This window comes from Thiosocius teredinicola (assembly GCF_002009425.1).
GTDB classification, from domain to species: domain Bacteria; phylum Pseudomonadota; class Gammaproteobacteria; order Chromatiales; family Chromatiaceae; genus Thiosocius; species Thiosocius teredinicola.
Map to the genome: position 1 here is coordinate 867,254 of NZ_CP019936.1, position 14,552 is coordinate 881,805.

Genomic DNA, 14,552 nt, shown 5'->3' on the forward strand with positions numbered 1-14,552 from the left:
CTCGGTAGCGTGGCGAGCGTAACCGGCATCGATTACGTATCGCAGGGTTTAAATCGGCGTGCTCAGCGTCTGCTCAGGAACTCACCCAGTGGGCACGGCATTTCCGGATACAGATTGTCGGCCATCGCGAGAAACAGTTCGGCCGTGGCCAGTGCATCGCTGAGCGCGTTGTGCGCCTTGTACTGCGGCAGATTGTAGCGTGGCCGCAGGTTGAATAGGCGCAGATCGCCCGGTTGAATCGTATGGTTGCGCCGTTCGAATACCCGCTGTCCGATCTCCAGCGTGTCGATGATCGGCGTGACGAAGGGTGCGCCGTACATACGGCGGCATGCCGCATCGATAAAGTTCTGCTCGATCGGTGAATAGTGCACCAGCATCGGTTTGCCGGCGAGACGTCGCAGCAGTTCGGGTAACAGGGTTTCCAACGGCTTGCCCGCGGCGGCCTGATCGTCGGTGATCTGGTGAATCACCGCCGACTCGCCGGGAATATCGCGATCGATACACACGATGTTGTGCCACGCCGTGCCCAGCTTGACGCCGAAATGATCGATCTCGACCAGACCCATGCTGAGGATCTCGTCTTTTTTCGGATCGAGCCCGGTCGTCTCCAGGTCGAGTGCAACGATCTTGATGTCGCGGCAATCCGATTTCTTGTCCGGCGTCGGCGTCTCCAGGAACGTCTTCAGCGGTCCCGGTTGGACCTTGGCGAGCGCCTTCTTGCGCCGGTACTCCTTGCCGAGAAAACGCTCAAGCATCGGTGAACCCTTCAACGGTTGCGCGTGCATTCATGATCGTCAACCGAGCTTGTCCGCACCGAAGCGTTTGACCATGGTTTCCTGCATCGCCTGGATCACCTTGAAGGCGTGTTTCAGGTGCTCACGCTCGAGTGCCGACAGGTTGTCCGGCGGCACATAGTTGTTGGGTTTTACGCCCTTCTTGATCTGCGCTGCCTGGTGTTGGATGCGCAACGATGCAATGAACTCGAGTGCGTCTTCGAGGTTCTCGGCCATGTCGCTCGACAGTGCCGGGCTGCCGGCGCAGGCGCGCAGGCGATCGATCGTATTCACCGGTTCCTTGCCCAGCGACAGCGCGATGATACGCGCAATATCGGTGATCGGTACGATGCCGCGGTGTTTCAGATCGAGCGTTTCATCATGCTCGCCGCCGCGCTCAAGAACGAACTGGCGGAAGAATCCCAACGGTGGCCGGTGCTGCATCGCGTTGGCCATCATGTAGGCGAGAAAGATGCGGTTTTCCTGAGATTTCTTCAGGATGGTCGTCTGCAAGGGGCCGAACAGTTCCATGGCGCCGGCGACCGGGCGCAGGTCGTAGAAGATGCTCGACAGCATCATCGACATCGGGTCGGGGCTTTCAATCCAGCGCGTGAAATAGCCCTGCCACACGTGCAGCGTCTGCCGCCATTGCGGGTTGGTGGCCATGGCGTTGCCCGGGCAGTAAACAAAGCCGCAGGCGTTCAGGCCGTCGCTGACTAACTTCGCCAGTGCGGCGAAATAGCTGTCCTGCTCCGGTTGCATGTCGTCGGACAACAGCAGTGCGTTGTCCTGATCCGAGTGCGAACTCTGCTCATGACGGGCCTGCGAGCCGCCGGCCAGCCACACATAGGGCACCGGGGGCGGGCCGAGTTCGGCTTCGGCCATCTCCAGCAGACGCGCGGTGATCGAATCGGTCAGACTGGATACCGCCTCGCCGACATGGCGCGCCGTGGCGCTGGCATTGGCCAGGTGCAGGTGCAGGTTCGGCAGGCGTTTGCTGACCTCGATCAGGTCATCGACCGTTTTCGCCTTGCGCACATCGGCCGCCAGGTAGGCCGAGTTGGCGCTCTGGTGATTGGCCAGGTCGGTGGCGGTGATCATTCCCAGGAGTTTGCCGTGGTCGACCACCGGCAGGTGGTGCACGTGCATACGTGTCATGGTCATCAGTGCCTGCGCACTCAAGGTGCGGGCTTCGATCACCTTCGGACTGGTCGTCATGATCTTGTCGATCGGTTCGGCGCCGCTCAGGCCGATGGCCACGCAGCGTTTGCGCAGGTCACGGTCGGTCACCAGGCCGACCAGCTCGTCGCCGTTCATGATCATGACCGACGACACGTCCTTGTTGCTCATCAAGGCCGCGGTCTCGCGGATTGTCGCCGTCGCTTCGATGGTGACCGGGGTTTTGCGCACCAGGCTGCCGACCTCGATCATCATCGCGGTGACCGACGGGTCGTCGGATTCCTGCGTGATGGTCACTGCCGCTTTGAGGCGCTCTTTGACGTTGGCCGAGAAGTGTTCGTTGAATGCCTTCGACTCGCGGCACAGCTCCTTGAGACGGTCGCAGCTCAGCAGGTAGAGCAGGGTGTCTTCTGCTGCCTCGCCGCGATCACACTGCGACAGGTTCACCAACTGGCAGGCGACACTGTAGATATCGCCTTCGGCGAGCTTTTCGCAAAGTTCGTCGTCTTTGTCGAAGATCTCGATTGCGCCGCTGCGCACGATGTACAGCGCCGAATCCTTCGGCGGGAATCGGCTGCCGCGCCGCAGGTAGCGTATCTCGATGTCCTTCGGGAGTTCGTCGAGCAGTTCCGACGACAGGTAGCTGAAGGGATTGCGTTCTTCGAGAAACTGGCGGATCTCGAGCAGTTCGACTTCCATCGTTATGGCACCTTTGAACCGGGTGTCGTTGTTGTTGCAGCTTAGCAAAAGCCGGTTTCTGTATCGCTACTGGAAACTGCCCGAGGTCAGATGCGATGCAGAAAACGACGTATGAAAAAAAGCCCCGTCTAAAAAGACGGGGCCAAGCCTTCTACAGGGATTGTTATTAGTGTCCGCTGGCGGCACCGGCACCTTTCGGTACACGGATGTCCTCAACCAGGTGCTGGATATGCTCCGGCGGCTCTGCGGTGACCTTCGAGATCACGATAGCGACGACGAAGTTGATCAATGCACCAACGGCACCGAACGCGTTCACCGAGATACCGAAGAACCAGCTCGACTGGAAGTCAGCCCACTGCAGGTAATGCGCGGTGTCCGGGATAAAGAAGATGCCTTTTTCCTGGAACACGTACAGCATGGTCACGGTAATACCGGCGATCATGCCCCAGATAGCACCGGCGCGGTTCACCTTCTTGTTGAAGATGCCCATCATCAGCACGGGGAAGATCGACGCGGCAGCCAGACCGAACGCGATTGCCACGGTACCCGCCGCGAAGCCCGGTGGGTGCAGACCGAAGTAACCGGCCATCAAGATGGCACCGACCATCGCCAGACGAGAGGCCAGCAGCTCTGATTTCTCCGAGATGTTCGGATTGATCATGCCTTTGACCACGTCGTGCGATACCGCCGAGGCGATTGCCAGCAACAGACCGGCAGCGGTCGACAGTGCAGCAGCCAGACCGCCGGCAACCACGATCGCGATGACCCAGTTCGGCAGTTGGGCGATTTCCGGGTTGGCGAGTACCATGATGTCGTTGTCGACCTTGGTCATCTCGTTGCCTTTCCAGCCGTAGCTCTCGGCTTTCTTGGCCATTTCCGGATCAGCATCGTTGTAGTACTGGATGCGACCATCGCCGTTCTTGTCTTCGAACGCCAACAGTCCGGTCTTTTCCCAGTTCTTGAACCACTGCGGGACATTGGCGTACTCGATGTTCGCCGTCTGTTCACCGACCGGACCGGTCTGGATGGTGTTCATCAGGTTCAGACGAGCCATCGAGCCGACAGCCGGCGCGGTGGTGTACAGGATCGCGATGAAGACCAGTGCCCAACCTGCCGAGCTACGCGCGTCCTTCACCTTAGGTACGGTGAAGAAGCGGATGATGACGTGCGGCAGACCCGCGGTACCGATCATCAGCGACAGCGTGTACACGAACATGTTGAGTTTCGAACCCATGACCTGTTCGGAGTACTGCGGGAAGCCGAGGTCGGTAACGACCTGGTCGAGCTTAGCCATCATGTCCAGACCCGAACCGTCGGACATCGAGCCGATCAGGCCGAGCTGCGGGATCGGGTTGCCGGTCAGGTTCATCGAAATGAACACGGCCGGGATGGTGTAGGCGAAGATCAGTACGACGTACTGCGCGATCTGGGTGTAGGTGATGCCTTTCATGCCGCCGAGTACGGCGTACACGAACACGATACCCATGCCGATGCCCAGGCCCGTCTCGTAGCTGGTTTCCAAGAAGCGCGAGAACGCCACACCGATGCCTTTCATCTGACCGATTACGTAGGTAACCGAGGCCAGGATCAGACAGACAACGGCAACCAGGCGTGCGGTCTGCGAGTAGAAACGCTCGCCGATGAACTCCGGCACGGTGAACTTGCCGAACTTACGCAGGTAAGGAGCAAGCAGCAGCGCCAGCAGCACGTAACCACCGGTCCAACCCATCAGGAAGACCGAAGCGCCGTAGCCGTTGAAGGCGATCAGGCCGGCCATCGAGATGAAGGATGCAGCAGACATCCAGTCAGCAGCGGTAGCCATACCGTTGGCCACCGGGTGAACGCCTTTACCGGCAACGTAGAATTCGCCGGTTGAGCCGGCACGGGCCCAGATGGCGATACCGATGTACAGCAGGAAGGTCGCGCCAACGACGATATAAGTAAGTGTAGAGAGATCCATGTTGAACGAAACCTCTTAGTCTTCGTGCACGTCGAACTCGCGATCAAGCGCGTTCATGCGGGCAGCGTAAAAGAAGATCAGCACAATAAAGACGTAGATAGATCCTTGTTGGGCGAACCAGAAGCCGAGACCGACACCGCCGATACGGATGGCGTTGAGGGCGTCAGCGAGGATGATCCCGAAGCCGTATGACACGACAAACCAGACCACGAGCAGACTTATGACAAGGCGAATGTTCGCCTTCCAATACTGCGCAGCTTTTGAATCCATAGCTCGATCACTCCGCGGTTGTTGAAGATGAAGCTGTTGATAGTGTTTTCCGGGTCCTGGCTTACCGCACACCGTTGGCTTTCACGCCTTGGTTTTTGATTCCGTTCTGTACTTGTTCGGCTGCGGGCCCGGAGTTTGTTACCTGTTCTTGACGCAGGCTGCCAGACGCCGCGATTGTCCCGGCGGGCATTGATTATTGTCAAAGGAAATCAGAGACTTAAACCCAGTCTTAACGACTCGAAAAAGGCCTGTTTTGGGTCGGAAGGTAACGTAAAAAGGGGTCAGGTGTTACGTTCGGTAACGTGCGTGTTTCCGCGCGTAAAGGAGCAAAGAAAGTTCGGCCGGACGGCGGGTGTTGCAGTGCACAACAGAGTTTGAGTGATTCTGTTGCGCTGCACAATAGATGGACGGCAATTCGCGACAGAAGTTCCTCTTTTTGTCGGTAAGGGATGCCGATTCTTTAAGGCGATCTTCAGCCACGTTTTTTGGGCCTGGGCAGGCCGAAACGCTGGCGGCGTTCCCACAATGTCTTGCGACTGATGCCGAGCGCCTGCGCCAGTTCGGTTTCGGTCATCTGGTCCTGGTGCTCGAGTACGAACACCCGGAAGTATTCCTCGAGCGACAGCTTGTCCTGCACATCGTTGGCAGCGGCCGCGCTGGCCACCCGGTGATCGATCGCCAAGAGATCGGGGGTGATCACATCGCCTTCGCACAGGATCACGGCGCGCTCGATCGCATTCGACAGCTCGCGCACGTTGCCCGGCCAGTGATAACGGCGGATCGCCTCGAGTGCATCGCGACTGAGTTTGAGCGGCGGGCGGGCAAGCTGCTTGCGCGCCTTGTCGAGCAGGAACACCGCCAACTCGATGACGTCGTCGTCGCGCTCGCGCAGCGGCGGCAGGGTCAGTTCGACCACGCGCAGGCGAAAGTACAGATCGCTGCGAAAGGCGTTTTCCTGCACCAGCCTGCGGATATCGCGGTGGGTCGCGGCCAGCACCCGGACATTCGGCGTGGTTGCCGCGTCGGCGCCATCATTGTGGTTGCCCTGCAATACGCGCAGCAGGCGGGCCTGCGCGGTCATCGGCAGCTCGCCGATCTCGTCGAGAAACAGCGTGCCGCCTTCGGCGTTCTGCATCAGGCCCGGGCGGAATTTGTCGGACTGGTGTTGACCGAACAGCTCGGCTTCGATCGCCTGTTCCGGCACCGCGGCGCAGTTGAATGCGACGAACGGCGCCTCGGCGCGCTTGCTGTGCTTGTGCAGGGCGCGTGCCGCCAGTTCCTTGCCGGTGCCCGATTCGCCGACGATCAATACGGTCGCGTCGGTCGGCGCGACCTTGTGGATGCGGTTGCACACCTCGCTCATCGCCAGGCTCCGGCCGACCATGCCGGCCACCGGAAACGCCTGGTCGACATCGGTCTGCAAGGCAGCGGTGCGCCGTTCCTTTTGTTTCTCGCGCAGCACCTTGTCGACCAGCATGACCAGTTCGTCGTGGTCGAACGGTTTGGCGATGTAGTCGGCTGCGCCATCCTTCATCGCCTCGACCGCTGAGGTGACGGTGGCATAACTGGTCATGATGATCACCGGCACGCCGGGGGCCAGCGTCATCACGCTGTTGCCCGGCTTACCCGGCAGTCGCAGGTCGGTGATGATCAGGTTGTAGTCGCCGAGGTTGCCGGCGGCCTGCGCCGCCTCGACCGATTCGGCTTCGCTGACCTGGTGGCCATGGCGTTCGAGCAGGCGGCGCAAGGCGCCGCGGATCACTGCCTCGTCTTCAATGATGAGCAAGTGGTTCATAGTGTTGTTCGGCGTTCGGTATGGGTAATGACACGACGACCCGCGTGCCGAATCCCGGCTGCGAATCGATTTTCAGGGTGCCGTTGTGGTCTTCGATGATGCGGTAGGCGAGCGACAGCCCCAGGCCGGTGCCTTTGCCGGTCGGCTTGGTCGTGTAGAAGGGTTCAAAGATGGTCTCCTGCAACTCTTCGGGTATCCCTTGTCCCTGGTCCATGACCTCGATCACCGCCTCGCCACCGTCGATGCGCGCCAGCAGATCGACGCGGTCGCCGCCGTGTGATGCGTCGGCGGCATTGCTCAGCAGGTTGACCAGCACCTGCGACAACTGTTGGCGGTTGCCGGTCAGCACGATATTGCCGGGGCAGCTGGCCTCGAAACGTATGCCGTCGTGTTCCTGCGTCAGTTCGAGGATATGCACCGCCTCGTCGATCACTTCGCACAAGGCGAAGGTTTCGCGCTGCTGCAGGTGGCGGCTGCCGCGGCTGAAGCTCTTGAGCGTGCCGAGAATGTCGCTGATGCGACGCGTCTGGTGGATGATGTCTTCGATGCTCTGCCGGGCGATCTCCGGATCGTCTTCATGGCGCAGGTTCTGCGCTAGCGAGGCGATGCCGGTCACCGGGTTGCCGATCTCGTGAGCGACACCGGCTGCCAGACGGCCGACCGACGCCAGGCGGTTGTTGTGCGCCAGCTCGGCCTCGAGCGTGCCCAGATCGGTCAGGTCTTCGATCAGCATGACCATACCGGGTTGCGACGGTCCGCCGCCCTCGATCATCGGGTCGGCGTATGCCGCCTTGTGCAGGTTGTACCAGCGCGGCTTGCCCATCACCGGCAGTTCCATGCGGTAGATGTGATCTTCGGAGGTGCGTGCAAAGCCGGCCAGCAGACCGTCCCACGGGCGCGGCAGCTTGTTGAGCTGAGTGCCGATCAGCGGCTCGGCATCGATGCCGGTCATGATCTCCAACGCCAGGTTCCACAGCACGATCTTGCCCTGGTTGTCGGTGGCGCACACGCCCAGCGGCAGGTCTTGCAGTATCTGGCGGTGCAGGCGGCGCAGCTTGTCGAGTTCGACGCTCAGACCCTGCAACTGTGAACGCGAGGCCTCGAGGCGTTCTTCGACGTAGCGCATCGAGTCGGCCAGCGCGGTCTTGGCCTCGGGATCGAGTTCCAGGCGTCGGTTGACGATGATGTGCGCCAACTGCGGACCGAGCAGGCCAGACAGGTTGCGTTCGATGCGTTCGCGCAGCCGCCGCAGCTCGGTAGTGCGTTTCTCGTTGGGCCGCATGCCCAGGTCGGTCAGCGCCTGGTCGACCTCGCGGTCGGCCATCGCCTGTCCCAGCGTCTCGGCCAGGCCGGCGCGGAACTCGGCCGGCGAACCGGCGGCGACCACGCCGGACAACGGCATCGTCGCCTCGGTGCAGCAGGCGCGCGCCGCCTCGATCTCGCCCGGCGACTGGCGGGTGAGTAGCGATACCAGCACGAACAGGCCACCGTTCACGGTCAGCGTCAGGAAGGTGGCGAAGGCCCACTTGTCCATACCGCTGGCGGCGACCAGCTGCGGCACGCCCAGGTCGGTAATCAGTATCCCCGAGCTGTACAGCAATGGCGCCAGCATCAACACCGACCACACGCAGATGCCGCCGAGCAGACCGACGATGAAACCGGTGCGGGTCGCGCGCCGCCAGTACAGCAGGCCGCTGACACCGGGCAGGAACTGCGCGACCGCGACGAACGAGATCAGCCCCAGTTCGACCAGGCTGTCGTTGTGCTGCAGCCCGGCATAGAAACCGTAGCCGGCCATGATGATCAGGCCGATCAGCAGACGGCGCCCCCACAGGATCCAGCGATACAGGTTCATTGCCGGGTCGGGGTAGCTGGCCGGCAACAGCAGGTGGTTCAGGCTCATCGAGGCGAGCGAGATACTGGTGACGATGACCATCGCGCTGGCTGCCGACAGACCGCCGATATAGGCCAACAGCGACAGCCACGACGGGCCCTCGGCCAGCACCACGCCGAGCACGTAGTAGTCGGGATTGATGTTCAGCGACAGGCTCTGGCCGGCCCACAAGATCACCGGGATTGCGATGTTCAGCAACAGCAGGAAGGCGGGGAACGCCCAGGTCGCTGTGCGGATGCTGCGCACATCCAGATTCTCGGCGAACAGCATGTGGAACTGGCGTGGCAACAGGAACGCCGCGGCGAACGACAGGAACATCAGCGCCGCCCACGGGCTCTCGTTGACCGGTCGATACAATGCCTCGATCGCCTCAGGATGGACCTTGAGCCAGGACGACAGGCCGCTCGGGCCATCGAACACGTGGAACAGGGCATAGCCGCCGATGATCAGCAGCACCACCAGCTTGATCAGCGATTCGAAAGCGATGGCGACGACCAGGCCGCGGTGTTTCTGCCGTGGCGAGATATGCCGCGTGCCGAACAACACGCCGAACAGGATCAACGAGGCACAGAACACCAGCGCGATGGTGTTCGGCGGCACCTCGTTACTCAGCACGCGCAGCGATTCGGTCACCGCCCGTACCTGCAGCGCAATGTAGGGCAACGTGCCGATCAGGGTGAACAGCGTCACCAGCAGGCCGGCCGCCTGGCTGCGGTAACGGAACGCCAACAGGTCGGCCAGCGAAGTCAGCTGGTATTCGCGGCACAGCTTGAGGATCGGTCGCAGCAGGAACGGGCTGAGAACAAATGCCAGCGTCGCGCCGAGATAGATCGTTAGAAACTGCAGCCCGTTGTGCGCGGCGTAGCCGACACTGCCATAGTAGGTCCACGAGGTGGCGTACACGCCGATCGACAGTGTGTAGGTAAGCGGGTGGGTGACCCAGCGTTCAGGTACCCAGCCACGGTCGGTAGCGTAGGCGACCAGGAACAACAACAATAGGTAGATGAACCCTGCGGCGAACAGGGTCGCCAGTTCATGACTCATCGGAATCGTCCCGCCGATAGATCAGCGCGGCGCCGAGAATCACCAGCAGCCACAGGGCGTAAGGCGTGGTCCACGACATGTTGGCGCTGGCCCACCAGTCGGCCACCGGGCTGATGAAAAACAGCAACAGTGCGGCGGCGAGAATTGCAGCGAGTTCTTTGCTGAAAGGGAAGCGCGGTGGCAGCATCGGCAAAGCCTAGCATCGCGCGAGTGTTACTAAAAGTAACGATTGATCCCGTCAACGGCCCGCCTGAGCGGCGGCCACGCATGCTTTAATAACAAACGACAAATCAACGCGACAACAGCGCAGGAGAATCGGGTATGAACCCGGAAAAGGTGGTCTTCGGTTTTTTCATCGTTTTGGCACTGACGCTGAATTTCGGTTTTTTCGTGGGTGAGATCGAAAACCCCGACCACCACCATGTCTACGAGCTGTTCGCGGTCGTTGTCGTCAACCTGATCGCCACGGTGCTCAAGTTCGGCGACCGCAGCCAGATGGGGGCGCTGCTGCTGGCGACCAGTCTGGTGGCCATCCTGCAATTGATCGCCGCCGCCCTGGTGTGGACCTTCGCCGAGCACGTCTACAGCGTCGGTCTGACGCCGGTCGTGACCGCCAGCATCGTGTCGCTGTCCGGCGGCGCCATGTTGGCCAACGTCATCTCGGTCGTGCTGCTGATCATCGAAACGGTGATGCTGCGCCGCTGAGCAGCGTTTCTACGTGTCTGCCAAGTCCCCTTCAACCACATCGCGGCGCGGCCGGTCTGGCGCGTACACGGCGGCATCGAGATGATGGAGAACATCGTCTTCCTGATCCTGCGTCGCATGCGTCAGCCGCTGCTGACGCTGTTGGTGGTGTATGCCATCGCCATCCTCGGACTGACCCTGATCCCGGGGCGCGACGACAACGGCGAGGTATGGCACATGGGTATCTTCCATGCGTTCTACTTCGTCAGCTACATGGCGACCACGATCGGTTTCGGCGAGATCCCCTACGCGTTTACCGATACCCAACGCCTGTGGGTCAGCCTGTCGATGTATGCGTCGGTCATGGCGTGGATCTATGCCTTCGGCACCATCCTGTCGCTGGTGCAGGACCGCACCTTTCAGGACGCCATCGCCGAGTACAAGTTCGCGCGCCGCATTCGCCGTTTCCGCGAACCGTTCCACCTGATCTGCGGCTACGGCGAGACCGGCACGGCCCTGGTCAAGTCGCTGACCCAGCGCGGTCAACACGCGGTGGTGATCGATATCGACGAGGCACGCACCAGCGTGATCCAGTTGCAGGATCTGCGCGAGTCGGTGCCGGCGCTGCATGGCGATGCCTCGATCACCCGTCATCTGCAGGAAGCCGGCCTGCAGCACCCGGCATGCGCCGGCATCGTTGCGCTGACTGACGACAACGAGGTCAACCTCAAGATCTCGATCAATGCCAAGCTGCTGAACCCCTCGCTGAAGGTGATCTGCCGCGCCGATTCGCACGACGTCGAAAAGAACATGGCGTCGTTCGGCACCGACCACATCGTCGACCCCTTCGACACCTTCGCCGCGCACCTGGCGGTGGCGTTTCAGGCGCCGTGCCTGTACCTGCTGCAACGCTGGCTGACCGGCCGCGAAGGTTCGCCGCTCACCGAACCGGTGTATCCGCCGCAGGACAAGCCGTGGATCGTGTGCGGCTACGGGCGCTTCGGCAAGGCGGTATGCCGTCGCCTGGAGGGCGAGGGTATCAAGGTGACCGTGGTCGAGATGCGCCCGGACCTGACCGGCAGGCCGGAAGAGGACTTCGTTGCCGGGCGCGGCACCGAGGCCGACACCCTGATGGAGGCGGGCATCGAACAGGCTGCCGGACTGGTGGCAGGCACCGACAACGATGCCAACAATCTCTCGATCGTCATGACCGCACGCGAACTCAATCCCAAGCTGTTCGTCGTGGTGCGCCAGAACCAGCACGGCAACAGCGACATCATCAATGCCGTCGAAGCCGATATGACGATGCACCCGAGCGCGCTGATTGCCGACAAGATCCGCGTGTTGCTGGCAACGCCGATGCTGTACGAATTCATCTCGCTGGCGCTGTACCAGGACGATAGCTGGGCCTGCGAACTGGCCAGCCGGGTCAGCGCCCTGGTGCGCGACGAGGTACCGCATATCCGCGAATGGGCGGTCGACGAAGTGCAGTCGGCGGTGCTCCAGGAATACCTGCATCAGGGCGGTCACTTCACGATCAGCGACCTGATGCGCAACCCCTGGCAGCGCGACCGTACGCTCAAGGCGATCGTGCTGTTGATCCATCGACGCAACGATCGACTGCTGTTGCCCGACCCGGACACGCCGATCAAGGTCGGCGATCGGCTGCTGATCTGCGGCAATCGCACGGCGTTCACCCGCATGCTGTGGACGGTGTCGCACCGCCACACGTTGGATTACATCAAGACTGGCTACGATGCGCCGCAAAGCTGGGTCTGGCGCAAGTTGGCCGCCAGGCAGTCGCGCCGGCGCAGGCAGTGATTCTATAGGCCAATTAGTGTGATCTATGGAAGGATTTTCAATGACCCGCGTCTTTTCGCGGATAACGGTCAGGCATGCAGGGTGTTCGTTACAATCGGCATCCCGGCATCGCCGTTAGCCCTTTCATAACAAGACAGATCGTCGGTTTGTCGACACGAGGAAGATCCTGATGAAAAAGATTTTGGTTGTTTGCGCGCTGATCCTTGGCCTCGCCGGCGTGAGCCACGCGGGCAGCAAGAAAGAGATCGATACCCCTGCCTTCGACAAGGCGATCGCCCAGCAGATGATCGGCAACAGCATCCAGCGCTTCGAGATCGCCGACGGCGTCGGCGTCGAGGATGCGGTGGAATCGATGAAGCTGCGCGCCAACATGCTGAACTTCAAAATGGTGGCCGACCTGCCGTTGTCCGAGCAGGTGCAGGCGATGGGTGAAGATGCCAACTACATGCGCATCCTGGCGTTTTGCGATGCCTTGATCGCCAAAAAGATGGTCGAGCACGACATCATCTTCGCCGGCTTTCTGCCGTGCCGCATCGCGGTGCTCGAAGACGGCAACGGCAAAGGCTGGATCGTGACCATGAACATGGACATGATGCTGCACGCAGTCGACCTGCCGGAAGACCTGCAGCCGCTGGCGCAGAAGGTGCGCGACACCATCTACAGCATCGTCGATGCCGGTGTGAACGGCGACCTCTGACCCGCGGATTCCGTTGCTTGCAAAGACCGGCCCCAGCGGCCGGTTTTTTGTCACAGAGTTTTCTGATCTGGGCCAAATGCAGGCCAAAAAACCCTTCGCTTGAGGGGGAGGGCCTGTGCAATACTTGCCTCGCTACGGCTGGCGACTAAAAGCTAAGACAACGCGCCAGTGTCCATGTCTGCCTGAATCGCACCTGGATGGACTTGGATGATCAACCCGATGTTTGGAGTTGCAGCATGAACCCTATTGCCGCACAGGGGTTTTTGCGCGCCGCTTGAACGTCGAAAAGCCTTCTTTGAGGAGAGACCAATGGCCCACATCGTTGTCCTAGGCGCAGGTACCGGCGGTATGCCCGCTGCTTACGAGCTCCGCGCTGAGCTCGGCAGTGAACACCAGATTACCGTCGTCAACGAACGCGACTATTTCCAGTTTGTGCCGTCCAATCCCTGGGTCGCCGTAGGCTGGCGCGACCGCAACAGCATCACCTTCGATATCCGTCCTCATCTCGAGCGCAAGGGTATCAACTTCGTTGCCAAGCGTTGTGACAAGATCGACGCGACCAACAACTCGTTGGTCTTCCAGGACGGCGAAACCCTGAATTACGACTACCTCGTCATCGCGACCGGTCCGCGTCTGGCGTTCGAAGAGGTAGAAGGTGCCGGCCCCGAAACCGGCCACACCCATTCGATCTGCACCGTCGACCATGCCGAGACCGCTTACGACAGCTACAAAAAGTTGCTCGACAGCCCGGGACATGCGGTGATCGGCGCGATGCCGTTTGCATCGTGTTTCGGTCCGGCCTACGAATTCGCCTTCATCATGGATGCCGATCTGCGCAAACGTAAGATGCGCGACCAGATCCCGATGACCTTCGTCACCTCCGAGCCGTACATCGGCCATCTCGGTCTGGGCGGCGTGGGCGACTCGCAGGGCATGCTCGAGAGCGAGATGCGCAACCACCACATCAAGTGGATCACCAACGCCAAGGTCACCAAGGTCGAGGCCGGCAAGATGTTCGTCGAGGAATACGACAACGCCGGTAACAAGGTGAAAGACCACGAAGTCGAGTTCAAATTCTCGATGATGCTGCCGGCGTTCAAGGGCGTCGATGCGGTCATGAATGTCGAGAGCCTGTGCAACCCGCGCGGCTTCGTGTTCGTCGATGAATACCAGCGTAACCCGACCTACCCGAACATCTATTCGGCCGGCGTCTGTATCGCCATTCCGCCGGTAGAAGCGACCGCGGTACCTACCGGTGCGCCGAAGACCGGTTACATGATCGAGTCGATGGTTACCGCTATCGTGCACAACATCCATAACGAGCTCGACGGCAAACAGCCCGACCAGAAGGGCACCTGGAACGCCATCTGTCTCGCCGACATGGGTGACACAGGTGCGGCCTTCGTTGCCTTGCCGCAGATTCCGCCGCGTAACGTGGCGTGGTTCAAGAAGGGCAAGTGGGTGCACATGGCCAAGATTGCGTTCGAGAAGTATTTCATTCGCAAAATGAAAAAAGGGACCTCCGAACCCATCTACGAGAAGTACATCCTCAAGATGCTGGGCATCAATCGTCTGAAATAATCGGCGCATACCCCGGCGGTCAAAAACCCGGCCAATCGGCCGGGTTTTTTTGTTTCGCCACAGCCGATTCGCGCGATGCCGACGGTGTTTTCGAACGGTTGAGTAGGCTATCCTGCACCCTCGTCGACAGACCATCCCGCGATCGCTTCGCGTCA

Annotated in this window: 11 protein-coding genes; 4 read left to right on the forward strand and 7 right to left on the reverse strand. The window is 60.8% G+C overall.

The annotated features are described in order from the left end of the window. Window positions 1–62 precede the first annotated feature (62 nt). From B1781_RS04050 to B1781_RS04080, 7 genes are all read right to left on the reverse strand, one after another. The gene (locus tag B1781_RS04050) at window positions 63–785 is read right to left on the reverse strand and encodes an exonuclease domain-containing protein (RefSeq protein ID WP_334223876.1); all 723 of its coding nucleotides are present in this window, start codon (window positions 783–785) and stop codon (window positions 63–65) included. Window positions 786–794: 9 nt separating this feature from the next. Then, window positions 795–2,651 carry a putative nucleotidyltransferase substrate binding domain-containing protein gene (locus tag B1781_RS04055; protein WP_078118434.1) on the reverse strand — a complete coding sequence of 619 codons (1,857 nt, stop codon included), beginning with the start codon at window positions 2,649–2,651 and terminating at the stop codon, window positions 795–797. 166 nt (window positions 2,652–2,817) lie between these two features. After that, complete coding sequence (locus B1781_RS04060) at window positions 2,818–4,611, reverse strand: sodium:solute symporter family protein (protein WP_078118435.1); 1,794 nt, start codon at window positions 4,609–4,611, stop codon at window positions 2,818–2,820. 15 nt (window positions 4,612–4,626) lie between these two features. Then, window positions 4,627–4,881, reverse strand: coding sequence for a DUF4212 domain-containing protein (locus tag B1781_RS04065; protein WP_078118436.1), 255 nt, complete (start codon window positions 4,879–4,881; stop codon window positions 4,627–4,629). A gap of 472 nt (window positions 4,882–5,353) precedes the next feature. Beyond that, complete coding sequence (locus B1781_RS04070) at window positions 5,354–6,676, reverse strand: sigma-54-dependent transcriptional regulator (RefSeq protein WP_078118437.1); 1,323 nt, start codon at window positions 6,674–6,676, stop codon at window positions 5,354–5,356. Beyond that, window positions 6,654–9,614: a sensor histidine kinase gene (locus tag B1781_RS04075; RefSeq protein WP_078118438.1), complete on the reverse strand. Its 2,961-nt coding sequence runs from the start codon at window positions 9,612–9,614 to the stop codon at window positions 6,654–6,656. The genes B1781_RS04070 and B1781_RS04075 overlap by 23 nt, the downstream gene beginning before the upstream one ends. Beyond that, complete coding sequence (locus B1781_RS04080; protein WP_078118439.1) at window positions 9,604–9,801, reverse strand: hypothetical protein; 198 nt, start codon at window positions 9,799–9,801, stop codon at window positions 9,604–9,606. The genes B1781_RS04075 and B1781_RS04080 overlap by 11 nt, the downstream gene beginning before the upstream one ends. 134 nt (window positions 9,802–9,935) lie before the next feature. Here B1781_RS04080 and B1781_RS04085 point away from each other — a divergent pair, with 134 nt between their 5' ends. The 4 genes from B1781_RS04085 (at window position 9,936) to B1781_RS04100 (ending at window position 14,397) form a co-directional block, all read left to right on the forward strand. Then, complete coding sequence (locus B1781_RS04085; protein WP_078118440.1) at window positions 9,936–10,319, forward strand: DUF6394 family protein; 384 nt, start codon at window positions 9,936–9,938, stop codon at window positions 10,317–10,319. An 81-nt stretch (window positions 10,320–10,400) separates the two neighbouring features. Continuing rightward, window positions 10,401–12,119, forward strand: a complete 1,719-nt coding sequence (locus B1781_RS04090) for a potassium channel family protein (protein ID WP_334223877.1) — start codon at window positions 10,401–10,403, stop codon at window positions 12,117–12,119. A gap of 169 nt (window positions 12,120–12,288) precedes the next feature. Continuing rightward, entirely contained in the window at window positions 12,289–12,816 is a 528-nt protein-coding gene (locus B1781_RS04095) for a DUF302 domain-containing protein (protein ID WP_078118441.1), read from the forward strand. A 309-nt stretch (window positions 12,817–13,125) separates the two neighbouring features. Further along, the gene (locus B1781_RS04100; RefSeq protein WP_078118442.1) at window positions 13,126–14,397 is read left to right on the forward strand and encodes an NAD(P)/FAD-dependent oxidoreductase; all 1,272 of its coding nucleotides are present in this window, start codon (window positions 13,126–13,128) and stop codon (window positions 14,395–14,397) included. The last annotated feature ends 155 nt before the right edge of the window (window positions 14,398–14,552 follow it).

What these genes read in the sequence shown, in the direction of transcription:
- B1781_RS04090 (WP_334223877.1), top strand. Translation starts at nt 10,401, where the DNA reads ATGATGGAGAACATCGTCTTCCTGATCCTGCGTCGCATGCGTCAGCCG.
- B1781_RS04055 (WP_078118434.1), bottom strand. Translation starts at nt 2,651, where the DNA reads ATGGAAGTCGAACTGCTCGAGATCCGCCAGTTTCTCGAAGAACGCAAT.
- B1781_RS04065 (WP_078118436.1), bottom strand. Translation starts at nt 4,881, where the DNA reads ATGGATTCAAAAGCTGCGCAGTATTGGAAGGCGAACATTCGCCTTGTC.
- B1781_RS04100 (WP_078118442.1), top strand. Translation starts at nt 13,126, where the DNA reads ATGGCCCACATCGTTGTCCTAGGCGCAGGTACCGGCGGTATGCCCGCT.
- B1781_RS04070 (WP_078118437.1), bottom strand. Translation starts at nt 6,676, where the DNA reads ATGAACCACTTGCTCATCATTGAAGACGAGGCAGTGATCCGCGGCGCC.
- B1781_RS04095 (WP_078118441.1), top strand. Translation starts at nt 12,289, where the DNA reads ATGAAAAAGATTTTGGTTGTTTGCGCGCTGATCCTTGGCCTCGCCGGC.
- B1781_RS04050 (WP_334223876.1), bottom strand. Translation starts at nt 785, where the DNA reads ATGCACGCGCAACCGTTGAAGGGTTCACCGATGCTTGAGCGTTTTCTC.
- B1781_RS04080 (WP_078118439.1), bottom strand. Translation starts at nt 9,801, where the DNA reads ATGCTGCCACCGCGCTTCCCTTTCAGCAAAGAACTCGCTGCAATTCTC.
- B1781_RS04060 (WP_078118435.1), bottom strand. Translation starts at nt 4,611, where the DNA reads ATGGATCTCTCTACACTTACTTATATCGTCGTTGGCGCGACCTTCCTG.
- B1781_RS04075 (WP_078118438.1), bottom strand. Translation starts at nt 9,614, where the DNA reads ATGAGTCATGAACTGGCGACCCTGTTCGCCGCAGGGTTCATCTACCTA.
- B1781_RS04085 (WP_078118440.1), top strand. Translation starts at nt 9,936, where the DNA reads ATGAACCCGGAAAAGGTGGTCTTCGGTTTTTTCATCGTTTTGGCACTG.